Below are 21513 nucleotides of genomic sequence, written 5' to 3'. Positions count from 1 at the left end.
ACTCAGGACTCCTGGCCCTGAACCAGGCTGAGGTAATTGGCATCCATCACCAGGAAGACCCCGAGCAGGCGGGCGCAGGCGCCATAGAAGCCGAAGGCATCTTTGGCACGGCACCCCTGTTCGAAGCGTTCGAACCAGCCGAGCAGGTGGTCATGCAGCAGTGCAGCCTGTTCGGCGAGCCAGCGGCTGCGCTCGTCGGCGTTGGTGGCTTCGGCGGCGCGAATGATGAGGTTGCCCATCAGATCCAGTTCGATGGCCAGGTGATCTTCCGGCTCCTTGTACTTGTCGCTGACGCTGATGCCAAGCCGGGTGAGGCGCGCCTGCATCAGGGTCATGGGCGCCTGCATCAACAAGCCCCCTTCGCCGCGATAGAGGGATTCATAAGGCGGCACCCCTTGCTTGGGGTCACTGAGGAACAGACCGGCGAAATCGGCGGCCAGCTCCAGCTGGCGATCGGGGCGCACCAGCAGACGGGCGATGGCGTCGTTGAGCTCGGCCACGGCGTCACGCATGGGATCCAGGGTCGAGAGACTCTTCAAGAAGCTGCGCACGTCGTAGCTATCGTATTCGGCGATCTGCTCATCAGACAGTTCGGCGGCAAACAGGGTGGCAAACCACCAGTAGAGTTCGGCCCTGCGTTCGCTTGTGGCCAGAAATTCCTGCATTTTTCCTCCGTTGATGACAATCGGGAGCCATGATGGCCCCCGATTCTAACGACTTTGATAATAAAGGAAACCGTGGTTTCCCTTTTGTCCGGGCTAGCCTCGTTGGCTCGCCGCCCGAGCCGGGAACATGGGGTCTATGCCCGCTGCCGTGTCGGGCGCGCCAAAGGCGGTGATGGCCGGGATGGTGCCTTCGAACTTCTCGACGTCCACCAGGGCGGTGTGTGCCGTGGTGGCCTGGGAGAGGCGAGAAGCGCCGATATCGGCAGTCAACACGTTCGGGTCGCCATAGGTGCACAGGGTGCCCACCTTGCCCCCCTCCTGGGGGCCATACCAGGCACCTTCGTGGATGCGCACCACCCCGGGGGCGTAGTCCTCGCTCACCACCAGTCCCGCCAGCACCTGACCACGGGCGTTGAAGGCGCGCACCAGATCGCCATCCTTGAGACCGCGTGCCTTGGCATCTTGCGGGCTCATGTAGAGTGGCTCCCGCCCCTGCACCGCGTAGCTGGTGCGGAAGTGGTCCGAGGAGCAGAGCTGGCTGTGCAGCCGCTTGTCCGGGTGGCAAGATTGCAGATGCAGCGGATAGCGCTGGCTGCCAGAACCACCGTGGGAGCGCTCATAGGGTTCAATCCAGACCGGATGGCCGGGGCAATCGGCGTAACCGAAGTCGGCGATGGTCTTGGAATAGATCTCGATGAGGCCGGATGGCGTGCCGAGCGGCTCCAGATCTGGCTCCTGACGGAACGCCGCGTGGCGCACCCAGGGCTCACCCGCAGGCAGACTGACGAAGCCCTCTCCGTGCCAGAACTGGCTGAAGCGAGGCAAACGAATACCGATGCCGCGACCCTGCAGGCGGGCGTCGTCATAGATGCTCTGGATCCACTCCAGCTTGCTCTTGCCGCCGGTGAACTCGGCCTCGCGCCCGAAGCGGCGGCAGAGATCGGCGAAGATATCGTAGTCGTCGCGGGCTTCGAACAGCGGATCCACAATCTTGTGCATCGCCAGGATGCCGGCATTGGCATGGGAACCCCACTGCTCGATGTCATCGCGCTCGTAGGTGGTGGTGGCGGGCAACACTATGTCGGCGAAGCGGCAGCTGGCGGTCCACTGGTGATCGATGCTGACCACGGTCTCCAGCTTGCGCCAGGCCGCGATCATCTTGTTGCGATCCTGCTGGTGATGGAAGGGGTTGTTGCCGCAGAACACCGCCATCTTCATTTCCGGGTAGGTGATGGTCTGGCCGTTGAAGTCGATGGTCTGCCCCGGATTGAGGATGCAGTCCACGAAGCGCGCCACCGGGATGTACTTGGAGTACCCCTTGAAGTCGCCGTCATGGATCGGCTTGGCGCCGGGGATGACGGAGCTGAAGCCGGACATGATGGGGCCGGTCGAGGTGATGGTACCGGCACCGTTGTAGTGCCAGCCAAAGCCGAATCCCCCCCCGGGCAGGCCAATCTGGCCCAGCATGGCGGCCAGTACCACCAGCATCCAGGCGTACTGTTCGCCGTGGTGCATGCGCTGCACGCACCAGCCACCGATGAGCTGGGTTCGTCCGCCTGCGAGGGTGCGGGCCAGCTCGCGTATGGTGTCGGCGGAGATGCCGCAGAGGGGGGCGGCCCAGTCGGCGTCCTTGGCTTGACCGTCCTGCTCCCCCAGCAAGTAAGGCAGAAACTTGTCGTAGCCGGTGGTGTACTCCTTGAGGAACTTGGCATCGTGCAGACCCTCGCTGTGCAGGGTGTGCGCCAGGGCCAGCATCAAGGGGAGATCCGTCTGGGGGTTGAGGGCGACCTGCTCGCAGCCAAGGAACTTCTGGGTCTTGGACTTGACCGGATCGACGCTGATCACCCGGATCTCGCCCCTGGCGACCTTCTCCCTGAGCTGCTCCCAATAGGCATAGACCCCGTGATCCGGCACCAGCCAACCCACCTGCAGGTTCTTGATGGGATCGGATCCCCAGATGACGATGGTCTTGCTGTGCTCCAGCACCAGGGGCCAGGAGGTCTGCTGTTCGTACACCTCCATGGCGCCCGCCACGTGGGGCAGGATCACCTGGGCGGCGCCGGTGGAGTAATCCCCTGCCTTGCTCAGATAGGTGCCGTGCAGGTTCATGGCACGGCCCAGCATGGCACCGGCGGAGTGGAACTTGCCCACCGATTGCCAGCCGGAGTGGCCGGCATAGAGGGCGCTCGGGCCATGGTTTTTCTGCACTCGTTCCAGCTCGTGATAGAAGAAGTCCAGGGCCTGGGACCAGCTGACGCGCACGAAGCGATTCTGGCCACGCTCCTGGGTATCGGAGAGGTGTCCCTTGCGCAGCCAATCGAGGCGCACCATGGGGTAGCGGACGCGGGAGGGGTTGTAGACCACCTCACGCAAGCCTTGCAACATCTCGGTCGGGTGTTTGTCATGCTCGAATGGCCGGGTCTCGACCCAGCGCCCCTCGACCACCCGGGCGCGAAACGCACCCCAGTGGGAACCTGACAGCACCAGCTTGTCCTGGGCCTCGGCGGCTTGCACCGCACGGCCCAGCAAGGAGGGGCCGACCAGGGCCGCCGCGCCACCGGCCAGCATGCCCCCCAGAAAACCACGTCGGGAAACTGTGATCATTGTGTCTGTCCTCTTTCAAATGGGGTTAGTGCTGGCCCTGACCACCGGTATCGGCGGCGTGGCTTTGCAGATATTTGAGCAGGGTGCGCTCTTCCTCTTTGCTGAGGCGGTAGTAGGCAGACATCGCCTTGAGCCCGGAGATCCAGCCGTTGGCGGTGAAGTGGGCCGGATCCGGCGCCCCGTGGCAGGAGTTGCAGGTGGATTTGTACATCTCGCCGGCGTAGTCCCAGATGGGTTTGAGTGAGGATTCGAGCCCCTGGCCGTCGACCCAGGCACTCACCTTCACCTGCTGCCACTGGATATGGGTGGCCGGATCCGTCTGCTCGGCGAGGATCTGTTCACCGGCCTTGAGCTCGTCGCGCACCGTGGCGACGAAGACTCGCTTGCCCATGTACTCGCTCAGCACCCGACCCTTGCCGTCACGTTCGCGCCAGCCTTCGATGTTGACCCTGAGCCGATCGCCACTGCGTTCCAGCACCTCGATACGGGAGGCGGGCAGCAGGCGCCCGGCCGGCTCGCTCGCCGTCTGGCTGGCAAACAGGTCCTTCTCGCCCAGGCTGTAGAGCACCTCGGCGGCCGGTGCCGCTATGGCCTCTGCCTGCAACTTGGCGAAGCTGGCCCTGAAGCCCCCCGCCATGTTGGGCAGCTCATGGGCGATGCCCTTGTGGCACTCGATGCAGTTCATGTTCTTGGCGGCGGCATCTTTCATGGCCAGGGCCGCGGCGGGGGACTGCTTGGCGTGATCCATGTTGTCGTAGCTGTGGCAGGACTTGCAGGTCTTGGAGTTCTGGCTGCTCATCCGTGCCCAGACCCGCTCGGCCAGGTGCAGACGCCTGTCCTCGAACTTCTCCTGGGTATCGATGCTGTGGCCGATGAACTGCTGATAGAGATCGTTGGCCGCCTCCATCTTGCGTACCACCTTGCCGACGAAGTCTTTGGGCTGATGGCAATCGGTGCAGATGGCCTGCACCCCTGAGGCGTTCTTGAAGTGCACCGACTCCTTGTACTCGGGGTAGACGGTGCTCTCCATGGTGTGACAGGAGACACAAAATTCGAGGCTGCTGGTCTTCTCGAAGCCGTAATGCAGACCCACCGAGCCCGCCAGGGTCACGCCGACGCCGACCAGTACCAGGGCCAGTACCGACCAGCGTCGACTGGGAGTGCGCAGCCATTGCCACAGTTTTTTCATGAGTGTTTGCTCTTAGGACTCTTTTGATGGGCTCATGATAGGGAGATGCTGTGAACAGGGTTGGCGGGGGAAATGAATGAAATAGGGGTATTTATGACAAAATATGAATAGAATAATGACCCTGTTACTGCTGTGGAATCTACCGATGCGCCCTCATATCCTGGTTGTTGAAGACGATGCCGTGACCCGCGAGAAGCTGGTCGGCTATTTCGAGCGTGAGGGCTATCGGGTGAGCGCGGCGGGTGACGGCAAGGAGATGCGGGCCCTGATGGCGCGTGATAGCGTCTCCCTGGTGATGCTCGACATCAACCTGCCCGGTGAGGATGGCCTGCTGCTGACCCGTGAGCTCAGGGCCCAGAGTACGGTTGGCATCATCTTGGTGACGGGGCGCAGCGATGCGGTGGACAGGATCGTCGGCCTGGAGATGGGGGCCGACGACTATGTCACCAAGCCGTTCGAGTTGCGCGAGCTGCTGGTGCGGGTCAAAAACTTGCTGTGGCGCATCGCCCTGATGGGCAGCCAGATTCAGGCCGAGGCGAGCGATGATGCGGTACGTTTTGGCCCCTGGCGCTTCGACATTCCCCGCCGCCAGCTCAGCAAGGATGGCATTGCCGTGCGCCTGACCAAGGCGGAATATGAGCTGCTGGTGGCCTTCGTGGCTCACCCTGGCCGGGTGCTGAGCCGGGAGCGGATCCTCTCCCTCATCAGTCACCGCGGCGACGGCCCAGGGGATCGCACCATAGACGTGCTGATCCGCCGCCTGCGCGGCAAGATGGAACAAAGTCCCCAGGATCCCCAGCTGTTTGTCACAGTGCATGGCGAGGGATACCTGTTCGCCGCCGATATCCACTCCTGAGTCATGCCGCTGAGAGCGATACCAGCCTCTCAGCGCCCCAGTTGTTTGTCACCGTATATGGCGAAGGGTATCTGTTCGCCGCCGATATCCACTCCTGAGTCATATCGTGGAGGGAGATGCCAGCCTCTCAGTGCCCTAGGGGTTTGTCACGGCACATGGACATCGCATGCTTGCGAGGTCACACCCGCACCGGCCGCGCTACTGGGTCCTGAACAGTACCTGGTGGCAGTGAGGACAGGCGTATTGATGGCGAAAGTCGGCGAGATGTACCAGACCCTGGGCTTGCAGATGTTGGTGACCGCAGTGGTGGCAGGCTATCTGGTCATCGACCCGGGACTCGGGGTGCAGGATCAGGTACTGCTCCCGGGTTGGCAGGGCCTGCCAGCCAGCTCGGTTGGCCCGTTTGCGCCCGGCACAATAGTAGACCCAATAGAAGATGAAAAAGACCAACACTATCAGTAAAAACAGGGGGTTGTTCATGGTGATTTCCTCTTTGTGCTAAGGGGGCTGGCATAGCGCATGGGGGGCATCAGGGGGGTCAGATCTTTGACGAGCAGTTGACCTCGCTCATCGGCGCGCCCCTCTTTGCGCCAGCCTTGGCGCAGATAGAAGCATTCGGCGGCGAGATGGGTCGGCACATAACGCAACCCGGCCGAGGTACTGCCTGCGGCGCGGATCCGTTGCAGCGCCTGTTCCAGCAACCAGCGTCCCAGACCGCGGCCCCGCCATTGCGGCACCAGATAAAACAGATAGATGTATCCCCCCAGGCTGCCATCCATGCGTGCCATGGCGGGCGCCAACTCAAGCTGACCGATGGGGCTGTGATGACGCCAGAGGTGCAGCAACCCCTGGGGCTGTTCCCGTGTCAGGGTATCGAGCCAGACCCGCGTCTGCGCCTCATCAAAGCCGGCGACGCTGCCATGACTGATGCACCAGGCATCGCGGTGGCAGGCCAGAGCAAACTCGGGATAGAGGTCAAGGCAGGCAGGCTTGAGTCTGAGGCTGGTCATCTGCTTCTCCTACCGTGTCACAGGTTGAACAGACAAAAAGGTTCATATGGAGATCGTGCAGCCATCATATGAGGGGCTTGCCCGAGGAACCATGACGAGGGTCAGGTTTCGCGACAAAGAAGTGACAATCGAATCCTGGTACAGCTCCGGTTCAGCATCGGTGTCTAAAAAGACCCCATGAACGGCCTGTCCGGCAGCTTGTCGTCTGTCAGCCCTCGCTCTTGGCCCTCTGCAGATGAGTGACGCGTCGCTGCGCCTGAGCTAGTGCCCGGTGGAGTGGTTGCTGGGTTCGACCCGATAGACGGGGCGAAAATTGGGATCAGACAGGGTGCGGCTGTCTGTCATCATGGCACTGCTCAGGGTGAGGATAGGGGGGCCCATATGGCGAGGGCATTGCTGCTCATCGGCCTGGGGGGATTGCAGCAGACAGACGGCCTGGGCAACGGCCAGACGGCCTTGCTCGCGCATCTGGTCGCTGTTTGCCAGGGCCAGTTTGCCGCGCAGCAGGGCGCGCTCCACCCCGTGGCTGGAATAGATGGCGAGCACCGCGGGCTGGCGGGACTGGCTGGTTGTCGCGTCATCCGGGCTGCGCCGCGTCAATTCGTTCACCGCCACCTCGGCGGCCATGGCCCCTCCCACCAGGTAATCCAGATGGGGATGCTGGGTCAGCAGTTGCTGTACCAGAGTGCGCTGGATCTCGCGGCTGTTGTCGCCGCGCAGGGTGTCGACCAGCTCGACCGCACTGCCGTCAATGGCGGCGGTGAAGCCGGGCTCGACCACCTGATTGCCGCCTCGCCCCTCGGGGCCCGGCAACAAGGCCACTCGCACCGGCGGCGTGCCAGCCGGGTGACGCTCCGCCAACCAGTGGCCGATGCGCCAGCCCATCTGATACCAGGCCACCCCCACCTGGGCGACGACCAGATCCGATGGCAGGGCATTGACCAGCCCGAACACCGGCAAGGGGCTCTGGCGAATGGCGTTGGCCAGCGCCGGGCCGTCGACGGCGCCGAGCAAGATGGCATCGCTCCCCTCTCTGGCACACTCATCGAGCTGGCGAGCCTGCTCGACCTGGGCACCATAACCGCCCGCTTCATGGACCCGCAAGCCGACACCGAGCCGCCTGGCCTCTTCCACCATGCCCTGATTGACCGAGAGCCAGTAGGCATCGCGAAGGTGCGGATAGAGGGCGCATAGCACCCATGGTTGCGTGGCCCGCTCGGGCCCCGTCCAGGTGGTCACGGGGGATGTCTGCGGCGCTTCCGTGGCCGTGGGCCAGCGCTGGATCTCGAAGGCCGCATGGGCGAATGCAGGGGGCAAGGTGAGCAGCAGGCTGAGGATCAGGCATCGCATGGCGGCGGCTTTTGTTAGAGTGTGAGGCCATATTATCCCGACAATCACTGTGACAACCAAGAGGCCCTGTTGTGCGAACTCTCTCCGGTCTTGGCGGCAAGCTGCTGCTCGCCTTCTCCCTGATGGCCCTGCTGACCCTGACTGCCTCCCTGGTCGGCTGGTTTGGCCTCAGTCATCTGGGCACCCTGGACCGACGTCTGCAACACACCTTGTTGACCCTGGATGGCGCCCGGGAGCTGGCCCAGGTGAGCAGCGACATACTCGCCTCCTCCCGTCTGCTCACCATGGCGGCCAACGAGGCGGAGCGTACCCACCAGGGCCGATTGCTGACCCTGCAGGGCCAGCAGCTCCAGCGCCTGCTGGGTCAGCTTGGGGAGGGGCGCGAGCAGGATCCAGACTGGCAGTCTCTCGATCAGTTGGGCCTAGCCATTCTCGGCAATGTGGGGCAGCAGGGGCGGCTGGTGGGTGAGCGGTTGGCGTTGCAGGGGCAGGGGGAGCCACTGCGCGCCGAACTGGTGGCGGCCGCTGGTCGAGTCGCCGAGCTGGCGCGCAGCCAGATGGAGAATGCCCAGACGGTGACGGTGGCCAACATCGGCGGCCTCTATCGTCTGCAGGGGGAAGCCGCTCGCTCGGCGCTCGATACCCTGCTCGAACAGGATCTCGACTGGCTCGAGCAGATGACGGAGCTGCGCCACCGTACCCTGATGCAGCAGCAGCGGATCGAGGAGCTGTGGCGAGCCGAGCGTGGTGAGCGCCTCGACAGCTTGATGAGCGATTATGCACAGGACTTGGCGGTGATCCGGCTCAGGGCAGGGGCCGTGGCCGATCCGGGGCGCAGTCAGAAGGTGAGGGAGGCACTGAGTCAATTGGCGCAAGGGGAGCGACTCGCCCAGACACGCCGCCAATGGCTGGGGGTGGGTCAGGCCCTGGTCGCGCTCTCGGCCAGCAATCAGGTATTGATGGAGCGACTCAATCGCAACGTGGCAGAACGGGTCAAAGGGGCACGCAGCTCCCTCGAGCAGAGCCAGCAGCAGCTTAGCGAGCGACTGACCCAGACCAGACATGCACTGGGGGTGATCGGTGTCCTGACCTTGCTGTCGCTCGGGCTGCTGATGTGGCGCTTCGTCTATGGCCGCATTGTCTGGCCGTTGCAGCGCACCACCCGCAGCCTCAGCGCCCTGGCCCAGGGGGATCTGGGCCAGCCCCTCGTCCCTGTCAGCGGGCGGGATGAACTGGCGCGGCTTGCTCAGGCCCTTGGGGTCTTTCGCGACAACGCCATCGAGCTGCGCCGTTATCAGCAAGCGCTCGAATCCCGGGTCGCGGAGCGCACCGATCAGCTCAGCCTGGCCAATGTGCGTCTCAACGAAGAGGTGGCCAAGCAGGCTCAGGCCAGGGCCGAGGCGGAGCAGGCCAACCGCGCAAAATCCATCTTCCTCGCCACCATGAGCCACGAAATTCGCACCCCCATGAACGGCATACTCGGTGGACTCAGCCTGCTGGAGGAGACAGGACTGAGTCCGGGCCAGCAGCGCTATCTGGCCGCCATCAGCCAGAGCGGCGAGTCCCTGCTCGAGATCCTCAATGACATACTCGACTACTCCAAGATAGAGGCGGGTCACCTGGAGGCCAGGCGGGCGCCCTTCGATCTCCATGGGCTTGCCGATGAGCTGTTGGCGCTGTTTCGCCCAAGAGCCGAGGCCAAGGGGCTGCTATTGAGCCTGTCAGTGGCCCCCGAGCTGCCACGCGCCGTGGAGGGGGATGGCGGCAAGCTGCGCCAGGTACTGGCCAATCTGCTCGGCAATGGCATCAAGTTCACCCGCAGCGGCGAGGTGCGGCTGAGCCTCTCCTCTCTGGGCTGCCATGGGCCCTGCCCCCAGCCCTGCATCCTGTTCACGGTGAGCGATAGCGGGCCCGGCATACCGGCGAGCGAGCAGGAGCGGGTATTCGAGGCATTTCGCCAACGCCGTCGGGATGCGGGTCATCAGGGCGGGACCGGGCTGGGGTTGGCCATCAGCCGCCGCCTGGTCGGCGCCATGGGGGGGGAGCTGCAACTCGCCAGCGAGCCGGGTCAGGGTTGCCGCTTCTCCTTCAGTCTGGCGCTGCAACCCACCGCCTTGTTGCGACCGCGCCAGCAGGCCCGCATCAGCCTCAACGAGCCGCGGGACATCCTGCTGGTGGAGGATAACGAGATCAATCGGCTGGTGGCCGAGGGGATGCTGCTGCGCCTCGGTCATCGGGTGGTGATGGCCGAGGATGGCCGCACCGCCCTGGCCGCCATCACGGCGCGCCCCTTCGATCTGGCCCTGCTCGACATCAATCTGCCAGACATGGATGGCATCAGCCTGCGCGAGGATCTCGCCGCCATCAGCGAGGAGGAGCATGGTCAACCCCTGCCCGCTATCGCCATCTCGGCCCAGATGTACCCGGAAGATATACAGCACTGCCTGGGGAGCGGCTTTGCCGGGTTCGTCGGCAAGCCGGTACGGCTGGCTGAGCTGGCAGACAGCATCGCCGGGATCTTCATCCCACCGATGAACCCACATGCCTTGCAGTCCGCCCTGCCTGTTGCCGATGGCCAGGCAAGGGAGGAGGAGATGGCGCCTCCTCATGTCGGGTATTCGCGGCATGCCGGGCCCTGGGAGGCAGATCCTGCCGAGCTTGCCGCCGTGGGAGCCATATTGGATGAGGATCTCCGCCAACTGGGCAGCAAGCGCATCGCGACCATGCTGAGGTTGTTCGAGCAGCAGGGAGAGGGGTTGGTGAGCGAGCTGCTGGTGACGGCCCCCGGCGAGGCGCGTCGTCGGCTCGCCCACAAGCTCAGGGGCAGCGCCGCCAGTCTGGGGCTGAACGCCTTGGCCGCCCTCTGCGAGCAGCTGGAGGCGGGGCAGGGGGATCCCGAGGCGCTGGCACGCCAGTGGCCTCAGGCGTTGGCCGCCCTGGCGCTGTGGCGACGGGCCCAGGGATGGGCTGAGGAGTCAGGGAGCCGGTGAGACTATGGTGCGGGCGGTGGCGGCCGGACTGTGGGGGCTCCGGGCCAAGGTGGCGCAGGATCTGGCCTGCCTCGGCGATGTGGTGGCGCTGCCCATCGCCCCTCTGCTGCTCTGCCTGCTGCGCGAACGCCCGCTCTCCTCCCTGACTCAGGCTTGCTGCAATAGCCTGGCAATCCCGCCCACCGTTGACTCTCCTGGTGTCGCCCTGGCTGGCCGAGTCCTGATGCCGCCGCTGCTGAGGCCATGTTGCATCTGGCAGGGATAGGGCCTGGCACTCAGCCCGAGCCCCCATTCGGGGAGTGGTGACACTCACTTATGGTTTTTTTTACATATATTCAACATTTTTTTGGGTGGTCGGACTGTCCCTTTGATGTCGCTGCGGTTACAATGCGCGGGCCCCATATCGCCCACGCGCAAACGATTTTCAGGAGATAAACGGATGTTGAAACGTGACATGACCATCGCAGGCTATGACCCTCAGCTGTGGCAGGCCATCACAGACGAAACCCGTCGTCAGGAAGAGCATATCGAACTGATCGCGTCTGAGAACTACACCAGCCCCCGGGTCATGGAAGCCCAGGGCTCCCAGTTGACCAACAAGTACGCCGAAGGCTATCCGGCCAAGCGCTACTACGGTGGTTGCGAGTACGTCGACGTGGTCGAAACCCTGGCCATCGAACGTGCCAAGGAGCTGTTTGGTGCCACTTACGCCAACGTGCAGCCGCACTCCGGCTCCCAGGCCAACAGCGCCGTCTATATGGCGCTGCTGCAGCCGGGCGATACCGTACTGGGCATGAACCTGGCCCACGGCGGTCACCTGACTCATGGCTCCCCGGTCAACTTCTCCGGCAAGCTGTACAACATCATCCCTTACGGCATCGATGAGTCCGGCAAGATTGACTATGACGAGATGGAGCGCCTGGCCGTTGAGCACAAGCCGAAGATGATGATCGGTGGCTTCTCCGCCTACTCCGGTGTGGTTGACTGGGCGCGTATGCGCGAGATCGCCGACAAGATTGGCGCCTGGCTGTTCGTCGACATGGCCCACGTGGCGGGTCTGATCGCCGCTGGCGTCTACCCGAACCCGGTGCCCCATGCTCACATCGTCACCTCCACCACCCACAAGACCCTGGCCGGTCCCCGTGGTGGTCTGATCCTCTCCGCCGCCGATGACGAAGATCTCTACAAGAAGCTGAACTCCGCCGTCTTCCCTGGCGGCCAGGGCGGCCCGCTGATGCACGTCATCGCCGGCAAGGCCGTGGCCTTCAAGGAAGCGCTGGAGCCCGAGTTCAAGACCTACCAGGCTCAGGTTGTCAAAAACGCCAAAGCCATGGCGGCGACCTTCATCGAGCGCGGCTACAAGATCGTCTCCGGCGGCACCGACAACCATCTGATGCTGGTGGACCTGATCGGCCGTGAGCTGACTGGCAAAGAGGCCGATGCGGCCCTTGGCAAAGCCAACATCACCGTCAACAAGAACTCGGTGCCCAATGATCCGCGTTCCCCCTTCGTCACCTCGGGTGTGCGGATCGGCACCCCGGCCATTACCCGCCGTGGTTTCAAGGAAGCCGAGTCCATTGAGTTGACCCACTGGATCTGCGATGTGCTGGACAACCACGACAACGACGAAGTGCTGGCGACAGTGCGCGAGAAAGTGCTGGCCATCTGCGCGCGTCTGCCGGTTTATGCCTGATACGCCAGATATCTTGGTTTGATAACAATGCCACCCTCGGGTGGCATTGTTTTTTGCATTCCGGCCCCGCCATGGGCACCATGCTTGTGCAACCAAGCGAGGAGGCTGCATGCCCAAAGAGACCACCATCACCGACGAGGAAGCGATCCTGTCCATCCGCGCCCAGTACCACTTTCGCCCCGCACCCGAGGGGCTGCTCGCCTGGGATGTGCGCAGGCTGGTGAGGCTCAGCCGTGCGCTGCCAGTGCGCGCGGTGCCGCTTGCGCAGATTGCCGAACTGGACAGCGTGCACTGGTACGGGCATGGCGGCGTGCAGCCCACGGTGCGCAGCATCGTCGAGCACTGCCAGCTGATGCTGGCCGCGGATCTTGCCTATCCCATCATTCTGGATAGCGCGGGCCGGGTCATGGATGGCATGCATCGGGTGAGCAAGGCGCTGATGCAGGGGGCGACCCACATCGATGCGGTGCAGTTCGGGCAAGATCCGATGCCCGACTTTGTGGATTGCGATCCCGATACCTTGCCCTATGACGACTGAATTGGCGTCATTTAAGCCCCAATGCCACCTGCGGGTGGCATTGTTTTTTCTGGGCTTTTACCGGTTTTGGGTGGCCGTGTTACACTGGCTGGCCACGATCCTGGCCCCGCGGGGCAGGAGCCTTTTCCGTTAACGCCGGAGGTCCGATGCATTGCCCTTTCTGTAGTGCCGTTGATACCAAGGTGATCGATTCCCGGTTGGTGGCAGAAGGCCATCAGGTGCGCCGCCGCCGTGAGTGTCTGCTCTGTCATGAGCGTTTCACTACCTTCGAGATGGCCGAGCTGGTGATGCCGCGGGTCATCAAGTCCAATGGCTCGCGCGAGCCCTTCAACGAGGACAAGCTGCGTGCCGGCATACTGCGGGCGCTGGAGAAGCGACCGGTGAGCATGGAGGCCATCGAAAAAGGGGTCAACCACATCAAGTCGCGGCTGCGCGCCACCGGCGAGCGGGAAGTTCCCTCCAAGATGGTGGGCAACCTGGTGATGGACGAGCTCAAGAGCCTCGACAAGGTCGCCTATATCCGCTTTGCCTCCGTCTATCGCAGCTTCGAGGACATCCGCGAATTTGGCGAAGAGATCGCCAAGCTGGAGAAGTAGCCTGGAACAAGGCTCGACATGCGACAGACGAGATTTTCTTCGTCAGTCACCGCTTTGAAGACATTCGTCTTTTTATGTAAATAATGCGGCGAAGAGATCGCCAAGCTGGAGAGGTAAGTCTTTCTGCTAACCCATGTTGCCGCGTCCGATTACGCTGCGCTAATCGAACCTACGATATTGCGCAAAGCCGGGATGTTTTGTCAGAGGAGCCCAGATGTTTAGTCAAGATGATTACCAATGGATGAGTCGGGCCCTCGAACTGGCTCGCCGTGGCCGCTATACCACGGCCCCCAACCCCTGCGTCGGCTGCGTGCTGGTCAAGGATGGCGTCGTGGTCGGCGAGGGCTGGCACCAGCGTGCCGGCCAGCCTCATGCCGAGGTCTATGCCCTCCATGGCGCAGGTGAAGTCGCCCGTGGCGCGACTGCCTACGTGACCCTGGAGCCCTGCTCCCATCATGGCCGCACGCCGCCCTGCGCCGAGGCCTTGATTGAGGCGGGTGTGGCCCGGGTGGTGGCCGCCATGGTCGATCCCAACCCCCAGGTCGGCGGGCGTGGTCTGCGCATGCTTTCCGAGGCCGGCATCAAGACCGACTTCGGTCTGCTCAGCGCCGAGGCCGAAGCCCTCAACCCCGGTTTCTTCAAACGGATGCGCACCGGCTTCCCGCAGGTCACCGTCAAGCTCGGTGCCAGCCTGGATGGGCGCACCGCCATGAAGAGTGGCGAGAGCCAGTGGATCACCGGTCCCCTGGCCCGTGCCGACGTACAGCGGCTGCGGGCCCGCCACGACGCCGTGCTCTCCAGTGCCGAGACGGTGCTGGCCGACGGCGCCTCCCTCAACGTGCGCTGGGACGAGTTGCCAGCCTCGGTCAAGCTTGCCTATCCCAAGGAGAGCCTGCGCCAGCCCTTGCGGGTGGTGATTGACTCCCAAAACCGCATCACGCCGGACTTGCCGCTCTTTGCAAGCCCGGGTCCCGTGCTGCTGGCGAGGCTGCAAAGTGAAGGGGAGTGGCCAGAGACGGTGCAGCAGCTCACCCTGCCCAAGCTGGATGGGCGGGTCGATCTGGTCAGTCTGTTCATGTTGCTGGCCAAACAGGGGATCAACTCTGTGTTGGTCGAGGCGGGGCCGCGCCTGTGTGGTGCCCTGCTTGAGAAGGGGCTGGTGGACGAGCTGGTGCTCTATCAGGCGCCTAAACTGCTGGGTGACGAGGGCAGAGGCATGTTCCAGTTGCCGGGCCTGGATCGTCTGTTCCAGGCACCCAAACTGACCCTGAAAGATGTGCGACTGGTCGGTCAGGACATCAGGATCACGGCCAAGCTAGCTTGAGCCAGATGAGGTAGAAACCATGTTTACCGGAATTATCGAAACCATGGGCACCCTGGTCGAGCTGCGTCGCCAGGGGGAAGACGTGGTCTTGACGGTCGAGGCCCCCGGGCTCGATTTTAGCGACGTCAAGCTGGGCGACTCCATCGCCACCAATGGCGTCTGTCTCACCGTCGTCACCCTGGGCGACAAGCGCTACAGCGCGGATGTCTCGCTCGAAACCTTGTCGCGCAGCGGCTTTGCCCAGGCAAGAGTCGGGGACAGGGTCAATCTGGAGAAGGCACTGACCCCGAGTTCGCGGCTCGGCGGCCATCTGGTCTCCGGTCATGTGGATGGCGTGGGAGAGGTGAAGAGCAAGTCCAGCAGTGGTCGCGCCATCGAGTACTGGGTGAAGGCGCCCGCGGAACTCTCGCGCTACATCGCCGAGAAGGGATCCATCGCGGTGGATGGCATCAGCCTGACGGTCAACGCCGTCAAGGGCGACGATTTTCTGCTCACCATAGTGCCTCACACCGCCCAGGAGACCACGATCGCGCATTGGAAGCCGGGCCACAGGGTCAACCTGGAGGTGGATCAGATAGCTCGCTATCTCGAACGGCTGCTGCAAGGTGGCGCCCAAGGCAGACAAGGGGCACCGTCCTCCAACCTGACCCTGGAGAAGTTGGCCCAATCGGGTTTTTTGTGAACCCGGTCTGATTGAAACGGGGCCAGCTGCCCCCATCTAGTCTTTATGCTTTTATCACCTTTGACGGAGTAGCCCATGGCGCTGAGCACAACCCAGGAAATCATTGCCGATATCAAGGCTGGCAAGATGGTTATCCTGATGGATGACGAAGACAGGGAGAATGAAGGGGACCTCATCATGGCGGCCTCCTGCGTGCGCCCCGAGGACATCAACTTCATGGCCCGCTACGGCCGCGGCCTCATCTGTCTGACCCTGACCCGGGATCGCTGCAAGCAACTGGCACTGCCGCTCATGGTTGACCGCAACAATGCCCAATTCTCCACCGCGTTCACCGTGACCATAGAGGCGGCCGAAGGGGTGACGACCGGCATCTCCGCCGCCGATCGCGCCGTGACCGTGCTGGCCGCGGTGGCCCCCGATGCCAAGGCCGCCGATCTGGTGCAGCCCGGCCACATCTTCCCGCTGATGGCACAAGATGGCGGCGTGCTGACCCGTGCCGGCCACACCGAGGCAGGTTGCGATCTGGCTCGCCTTGCGGGCTTTGAGGCGGCTTCGGTCATCGTCGAGATCCTCAACGAAGATGGCAGCATGGCCCGTCGTCCTGACCTTGAAATCTTCGCCGAGCAGCACGGCATCCGCCTCGGCACCATCGCCGATCTCATCGAATACCGTAACCAGCATGAAACCACGGTCGAACAGGTGGCCGCGTGCAAACTGCCCACCGAGTTCGGTGAATTTGATCTGGTCACCTTCCGCGACACCATAGACAACCAGGTGCACTTCGCCCTCAAGAAAGGGGAGGTCAAGGCTGACCAGCCCACTCTGGTGCGGGTGCATCTGCACGATGTGCTGAGCGATCTGCTGCTGACCGATCGCCACAGCGCCCGTAGCTGGCCTTTGCCCAAATCCATGGCCCGTATCGCGGCCGAGGGCGGTGTGCTGGTGATCCTGGGGGCGGAAGCCGATGGCAATGAGCTGCTGGCGCGGGTCAAGGGATTCGAGGCCACGGATAAAGGACTGGCGCCGGAAGGGGCCAAGTGGCAGGGCACCTCGCGCCGGGTCGGCGTCGGTTCCCAGATCCTCAAGGCGCTCGGGGTCGGCAAGATGCGCCTGCTTAGCTCGCCGAAGAAATACCATGCCCTCGGCGGTTTCGGCCTGGAAGTGGTCGAATACGTCGGCGAGTAAACGAGACTCCGATTTTGAATATGTAAACTCATGCCCGCCATGCGGGCATGGTTTTTGTCGAGGGTCTGTTGTGCTAGACTGTGCGCACTTTTGACCCCGGCCACATTTGACTGCACAGCTACAGGATTGCCAATGAAGGTTATCGAAGGGAATATCGCCGCCCCCGAGGCGCGCGTTGCAATTGTCGTTGCCCGTTTCAACAGCTTCATCAACGAGAGCCTGATCGATGGCGCCGTTGACGTATTGAAGCGTCAAGGTCAGGTGCAAGACAGCAATCTCACCCTGGTGCGTGTGCCGGGTGCCGTCGAAATTCCGCTGGCTATCAAGAAGCTGGCCAAGAGTGGCAACTACGACGCCATCGTTGCCCTGGGCACCGTCATTCGCGGTGGCACTTACCACTTCGAACTGGTGGCCAGCGAGAGCAGCAAGGGCATGGCCCAGGTGATGATGGAGTATGAAATCCCCGTCGCCTTTGGCGTATTGACCACTGAGAACATAGAACAAGCCATCGAGCGCGCCGGTACCAAGGCGGGTAACAAGGGTGCAGAGGCTGCATTGAGTGCGCTCGAAATGATCAACGTCCTGAAACAGCTTTAAGGAATAATACATTGAAACCGTCCGAGCGCCGTAAGGCCCGCCATTGCGCCACTCAGGCCATCTACCAGTGGCAGATGACCAAGGCAAACGTAGGTGACATCGAAGAGCAGTTCAAGATAGATCAGGACACCAAAGGGGTGGATCTGAGCTATTTCCGTGACTTGCTGTTCGGGGTTGCCCTGCATTGCAACGAGCTGGACAAGGTGTTTGCACCTTTCCTCTCCCGTCCGCTGGAAGAAGTGGACATGGTGGACAAGGCAATCCTGCGCCTGGCGACCTATGAGCTGACTCGTCGTGATGATGTGCCGCCACGGGTGGTGATCAACGAGGCGATCGAGCTGGCCAAGGCGTTTGCCGCCGATGACAGCCACAAGTTTGTCAACGGCGTCCTGGACAAGGTCATCAAGACGTTGAGCAAGCGTTAATCCCTGTTCCACAGCATTAAGAGAGGAGCCAGCCTAACCGCTGGCTTTTTACTGTATGGGTGAATTTGAGCTGATAGAGAAGTACTTCAAGGTCCCTCACGCCCGCAAGGATGTGGTGATGGGCCCCGGAGATGACTGTGCCCTGCTGACCCTGCCCGCCGATACCCAACTGGCGGTGAGCACCGATACCCTGGTGAGTGGCGTGCACTTCTTTCCCGACATGGATCCGGTGGATCTCGGCTACAAGGCGTTGGCGGTCAATCTGTCCGATCTCGCCGCCATGGGCGCCGAGCCGCGCTGGGTCTCCCTGGCGCTGACCCTGCCGGCCATCAACGAGCAGTGGGTCGCGGGGTTTGCCGAGGGCTTCCTCGAACTCGCCGAATATTACAACGTGGCCCTGGTGGGGGGAGACATGACCCGCGGGCCGCTCTCCATCACCGTCTCGGTCAAAGGCTCTGTGCCGACCGGCCGCGCCCTGCTGCGCAGTGGCGCCAAGGCGGGGGATGGCATCTATGTCACCGGCACCCTCGGGGATGCGGCCCTGGCGCTCTCTCATCTGCTCGGCAAACGGGTGCTCAACGAGAACCAGCTGGCCGCGGTGCTGCCGCGCCTCGATCATCCCCATCCACGCATTCTGGCAGGTCAGGCATTGCGGGGACTGGCGGGCAGTGCCCTGGATCTCTCCGATGGTCTGGCGTCGGATCTGGGCCACATCTTGAAAGCATCCGGGGTCAGGGCCCAGATTGACTTGGATCTGCTGCCGCTCTCGCCCGTCATGCAAGATGCCGTCTTCCCGGAAGATGCCTGGCAGTTGGCGCTGGCGGGGGGTGATGATTACGAACTCTGCTTCACCGTGCCGGAAGAGCATCGAGGGGCCCTGGATACCGCCCTGGCTCACAGTGGGGTCAAGTTCAGCCGTATCGGCCGCATCCTGGCCGGTGAACCGGGCATCGATTATGTGCGCGCAGAGCAAGCGGTCGAACTAGATCTAAAAGGCTGGGATCACTTCGCGTGATGCCTTGGCAAGGCTGGGATTATCTGCATGATGCAATTGAAAGGAGGGATTCCTCACATGATCAAACCCGAGCTTAAGAGACTGAACCTGAGAAATCCGCTCCATCTGCTGGCGGTGGGGTTTGGCGCAGGTCTCTCTCCCAAGGCACCTGGCACCATGGGGACACTGGTCGCCATTCCACTCTATCTGCTGGTGAGTGGCCTCTCTACGCCCTGGTTTATCGCCCTGTTGGTGCTGGGCTTCGTGGCTGGCATCTCTATCTGCCAGAGCGCCACCGATGCCATCGGCATGGATGACCATGGCGGCATCGTCTGGGACGAGGTGATTGGCTTTGGCATCACCATGATAGCGGCGCCAGCGGGCTGGTGCTGGATCCTGGCGGGTTTCCTGCTGTTCCGGCTGTTTGATGTGCTCAAACCCTGGCCCATCAGCTGGTTCGATCGCCGCATTCATGGGGGGATCGGCATCATGCTCGATGATGTCATCGCGGGCCTGTTTGCCCTGCTTTGTATGCAATTACTGGCCATCTGGCTGATTTGAGCCGGATGAAGGAGGGCGCCCCTGAGGCGCCCTCCTTATATATGACTGTTTGGTTTTCATTCACTGGCAGATGCTGCCGTCAAAAAAACATTTCACATAAATATTCACTACTCATTCGACACTTCCCACTATCACTTCGTTAGTCACTTATGCTGCTTGTTAATAGATTGTGTCATATCAACTTTGTTTATATAGGCAATAATTAGTTTAATCAGCTACTTTTTGCGTAATAGATCACGATTTATGGCTGGTGATGCACCATGACGCACCGCAAAGTATTGCGAAATTGTATATCCAGATCATTTACTCTTTCGGCCAAAGCGTCTAAGTTACTGGCGGGTTATTCCAAAAAAATGCAAAAAACCCGCCCGGATCGCTGGTTTCCCTGCCTCATGGATTGAGCACTCTTTGCCCAAGGTACAAACCGGCATCTGCGGCTGATTTACGGAAGAATTATTTGGGACGGATGTCCCCCGCAGAGGTAAATATGTCCTTGCTAGAAGTTAAAAACTTGCGGATTGAGTACCCCTCCCGCTACGGGGTACTGGCCGCGGTGAAGGATCTCTCTTTCTGTGTCGAGAAGGGTGAGGTCGTTGGCGTCGTGGGTGAGTCCGGCGCTGGCAAATCCACCATCGGCAATGCGGTGATCGATTTGCTGAGTCCACCGGGTCATATCGCCCGGGGGGATATCTATCTCAATGGCGAACTCATCTCCGGCAAGAGTCAGAACGAGATGCGGGCCATTCGTGGCTCCCGCATCGGTTTCATCTTCCAGGATCCCATGACCTCGCTGAATCCGCTGTTTACCGTGGAGCATCAGCTGGTTGAGACCATACTCGCCAATACCGAGCTCAACCACAGTCAGGCGGTCGCCAAGGCCCTCGAGCTGATGACGGCGGTCGGGATCCCGAGCCCGGAGCTGCGCATCAAGCAGTATCCCCATCAGTTTTCCGGTGGCATGCGTCAGCGGGTGGTCATCGCCATCGCACTCTCCTGCGATCCCGAGCTCATCATCGCCGATGAGCCGACCACGGCGCTGGACGTCTCCATCCAGGACCAGATCCTGCAACTCATCCGCACCCTCTGCAAGGAGCGGGACGTGGGCTGCATGCTGGTCACCCATGACATGGGCGTGGTCTCCAACGTCACCGACAAGGTGGCGGTCATGTATCGCGGTGACCTGGTGGAATTCGGCACTACCGAGCAGGTACTGGGGGCCCCGAATCACCCCTATACCCGCAGCCTCATCTCGGCGGTGCCCCGCTCCGACGTGAAGCTGGTGCGCTTCCCGCTGGTCTCGTACATCGAAGATGCCAGTGCGCCCGATACCAGCATCGACCTCAAGACCCACTGGCTCGGCCAGAGTCAGGATCAGCGTGCCTATGAAGGCGCCCTGTTGCGGGTCGAGCAGGTGGATCTGAAGTTCGTCACCAAGGACTCCTTCTTCCCGAGCCGCCGTGAATACGTGCAGGCCTGCAACAATATCAACTTCGAGATCTTCGAAGGGGAGACCTTCGGTCTGGTGGGGGAGTCTGGCTCCGGCAAGTCCACCATAGCCCGTGCCATCACCGGTCTCTATCCGCCTGACAGCGGCAAGATAGTGTTCGAGGGGATAGATCTCACCGCCATCAAGCACGAGAGCGAGCGTCGTCCGCTGCGCCGCCAGATGCAGATGGTGTTCCAGAACCCTTACTCCTCGATGAATCCGCGCATGAAGGTCCGTGACATCATCTCCGAGCCCATCCGTTTCCACCGACTGGCCGAGGAGAATCAGATCGACGGCATCGTCAGCGATCTGCTCGATCATGTCGGCCTTGGTCGGGGCGCCGGGGTCAAGTACCCCCACGAGTTCTCCGGCGGCCAGCGCCAGCGCATCTCTATCGCTCGCGCCCTGGCGACCCGGCCCCGTTTCCTGATCTGCGACGAGCCTACCTCGGCGCTGGATGTCTCGGTTCAGGCACAGATACTCAATTTGCTCAAGGATCTGCAAAAAGAGCTCGGCCTCACCATGCTGTTTATCAGCCATGATCTGCCGGTTATCCGCCAGATGTGCGATCGCATCGGGGTGATGAAACATGGTCATCTGGTCGAGGTGGCCGAGACGGAAAAACTCTTTACCAATGCCGAGCATGAGTACAGCCGCAAGCTGATCTCCCTCATGCCGGAATTTAAGGGAATGTCCCGCGAGGGGCTGGAAATCGCAAGCTAGGAAAGCACCGGCCTGCCGGTTTTTTGTGAAAAAGAGTGTCAATAA

20 protein-coding genes are annotated in these 21513 nt (G+C 62.0%); 14 read left to right on the top strand and 6 right to left on the bottom strand.

What is annotated here, in order from left to right; translation table 11 throughout:
- Positions 1-2: 2 nt before the first annotated feature.
- The 3 genes from torD to torC all read right to left on the bottom strand — a co-directional run bounded on the left by torD (position 3) and on the right by torC (position 4458).
- The gene (gene torD, locus M2367_RS09430) at positions 3-665 is read right to left on the bottom strand and encodes a molecular chaperone TorD (RefSeq protein ID WP_042041297.1); all 663 of its coding nucleotides are present in this window, start codon (positions 663-665) and stop codon (positions 3-5) included.
- Between the two features lie 93 nt (positions 666-758).
- Positions 759-3269 carry a trimethylamine-N-oxide reductase TorA gene (gene torA, locus M2367_RS09425; protein WP_259236525.1) on the bottom strand — a complete coding sequence of 837 codons (2511 nt, stop codon included), beginning with the start codon at positions 3267-3269 and terminating at the stop codon, positions 759-761.
- Between the two features lie 25 nt (positions 3270-3294).
- Complete coding sequence (gene torC / locus M2367_RS09420) at positions 3295-4458, bottom strand: pentaheme c-type cytochrome TorC (RefSeq protein ID WP_259236524.1); 1164 nt, start codon at positions 4456-4458, stop codon at positions 3295-3297.
- A 145-nt stretch (positions 4459-4603) separates the two neighbouring features.
- Between torC and torR the strand changes: the two genes are divergently transcribed.
- Positions 4604-5314 (top strand): two-component system response regulator TorR, encoded by a 711-nt coding sequence (gene torR / locus M2367_RS09415; protein WP_259236587.1) that lies wholly within the window; start codon positions 4604-4606, stop codon positions 5312-5314.
- 198 nt (positions 5315-5512) lie between these two features.
- Here the strand turns inward: torR and M2367_RS09410 are convergent, their stop codons facing one another.
- From M2367_RS09410 to torT, 3 genes are all read right to left on the bottom strand, one after another.
- Entirely contained in the window at positions 5513-5794 is a 282-nt protein-coding gene (locus tag M2367_RS09410; protein WP_224432295.1) for a phage terminase large subunit family protein, read from the bottom strand.
- Positions 5791-6324, bottom strand: coding sequence for a GNAT family N-acetyltransferase (locus tag M2367_RS09405; protein ID WP_259236523.1), 534 nt, complete (start codon positions 6322-6324; stop codon positions 5791-5793). Before M2367_RS09405 ends, M2367_RS09410 begins: the two co-directional genes overlap by 4 nt.
- 261 nt (positions 6325-6585) lie before the next feature.
- Complete coding sequence (torT, locus tag M2367_RS09400) at positions 6586-7674, bottom strand: TMAO reductase system periplasmic protein TorT (protein ID WP_259236522.1); 1089 nt, start codon at positions 7672-7674, stop codon at positions 6586-6588.
- A 71-nt stretch (positions 7675-7745) separates the two neighbouring features.
- Here torT and torS point away from each other — a divergent pair, with 71 nt between their 5' ends.
- The 13 genes from torS (at position 7746) to M2367_RS09335 (ending at position 21468) form a co-directional block, all read left to right on the top strand.
- On the top strand, positions 7746-10664 hold the full coding sequence (torS, locus tag M2367_RS09395) for a TMAO reductase system sensor histidine kinase/response regulator TorS (RefSeq protein ID WP_259236521.1): 2919 nt from the start codon (positions 7746-7748) through the stop codon (positions 10662-10664).
- A gap of 16 nt (positions 10665-10680) precedes the next feature.
- Positions 10681-10929, top strand: a complete 249-nt coding sequence (locus tag M2367_RS09390; RefSeq protein ID WP_224432299.1) for a hypothetical protein — start codon at positions 10681-10683, stop codon at positions 10927-10929.
- Positions 10930-11103: 174 nt separating this feature from the next.
- Positions 11104-12357 (top strand): serine hydroxymethyltransferase, encoded by a 1254-nt coding sequence (glyA, locus tag M2367_RS09385; protein WP_224432300.1) that lies wholly within the window; start codon positions 11104-11106, stop codon positions 12355-12357.
- A gap of 109 nt (positions 12358-12466) precedes the next feature.
- Complete coding sequence (locus M2367_RS09380) at positions 12467-12895, top strand: hypothetical protein (protein ID WP_259236520.1); 429 nt, start codon at positions 12467-12469, stop codon at positions 12893-12895.
- 146 nt (positions 12896-13041) lie between these two features.
- Positions 13042-13491, top strand: coding sequence for a transcriptional regulator NrdR (gene nrdR, locus M2367_RS09375; RefSeq protein WP_042041300.1), 450 nt, complete (start codon positions 13042-13044; stop codon positions 13489-13491).
- A 214-nt stretch (positions 13492-13705) separates the two neighbouring features.
- Entirely contained in the window at positions 13706-14815 is a 1110-nt protein-coding gene (gene ribD / locus M2367_RS09370; RefSeq protein WP_042041301.1) for a bifunctional diaminohydroxyphosphoribosylaminopyrimidine deaminase/5-amino-6-(5-phosphoribosylamino)uracil reductase RibD, read from the top strand.
- 19 nt (positions 14816-14834) lie between these two features.
- Positions 14835-15497, top strand: coding sequence for a riboflavin synthase (locus tag M2367_RS09365; RefSeq protein WP_259236519.1), 663 nt, complete (start codon positions 14835-14837; stop codon positions 15495-15497).
- A 75-nt stretch (positions 15498-15572) separates the two neighbouring features.
- Positions 15573-16682 carry a bifunctional 3,4-dihydroxy-2-butanone-4-phosphate synthase/GTP cyclohydrolase II gene (ribBA, locus tag M2367_RS09360; protein ID WP_259236518.1) on the top strand — a complete coding sequence of 370 codons (1110 nt, stop codon included), beginning with the start codon at positions 15573-15575 and terminating at the stop codon, positions 16680-16682.
- 132 nt (positions 16683-16814) lie between these two features.
- On the top strand, positions 16815-17279 hold the full coding sequence (gene ribE / locus M2367_RS09355) for a 6,7-dimethyl-8-ribityllumazine synthase (protein WP_042041304.1): 465 nt from the start codon (positions 16815-16817) through the stop codon (positions 17277-17279).
- Positions 17280-17290: 11 nt separating this feature from the next.
- Positions 17291-17704: a transcription antitermination factor NusB gene (gene nusB / locus M2367_RS09350; RefSeq protein ID WP_042018200.1), complete on the top strand. Its 414-nt coding sequence runs from the start codon at positions 17291-17293 to the stop codon at positions 17702-17704.
- Positions 17705-17759: 55 nt separating this feature from the next.
- Positions 17760-18719: a thiamine-phosphate kinase gene (gene thiL / locus M2367_RS09345; RefSeq protein WP_224432303.1), complete on the top strand. Its 960-nt coding sequence runs from the start codon at positions 17760-17762 to the stop codon at positions 18717-18719.
- A 57-nt stretch (positions 18720-18776) separates the two neighbouring features.
- A complete protein-coding gene (locus tag M2367_RS09340; RefSeq protein WP_042041306.1) occupies positions 18777-19259 on the top strand; it encodes a phosphatidylglycerophosphatase A in 483 nt (160 codons plus the stop codon).
- A 487-nt stretch (positions 19260-19746) separates the two neighbouring features.
- A complete protein-coding gene (locus M2367_RS09335) occupies positions 19747-21468 on the top strand; it encodes an ABC transporter ATP-binding protein (protein WP_042041307.1) in 1722 nt (573 codons plus the stop codon).
- Positions 21469-21513 lie beyond the last annotated feature (45 nt).

This window comes from Aeromonas sp. BIGb0445 (assembly GCF_024809075.1).
Classification (GTDB): Bacteria; Pseudomonadota; Gammaproteobacteria; order Enterobacterales; family Aeromonadaceae; genus Aeromonas; species Aeromonas rivuli.
The sequence above is the reverse complement of the archived record's forward strand: the minus strand, read 5'-3'. Positions and strand labels throughout refer to the sequence as shown.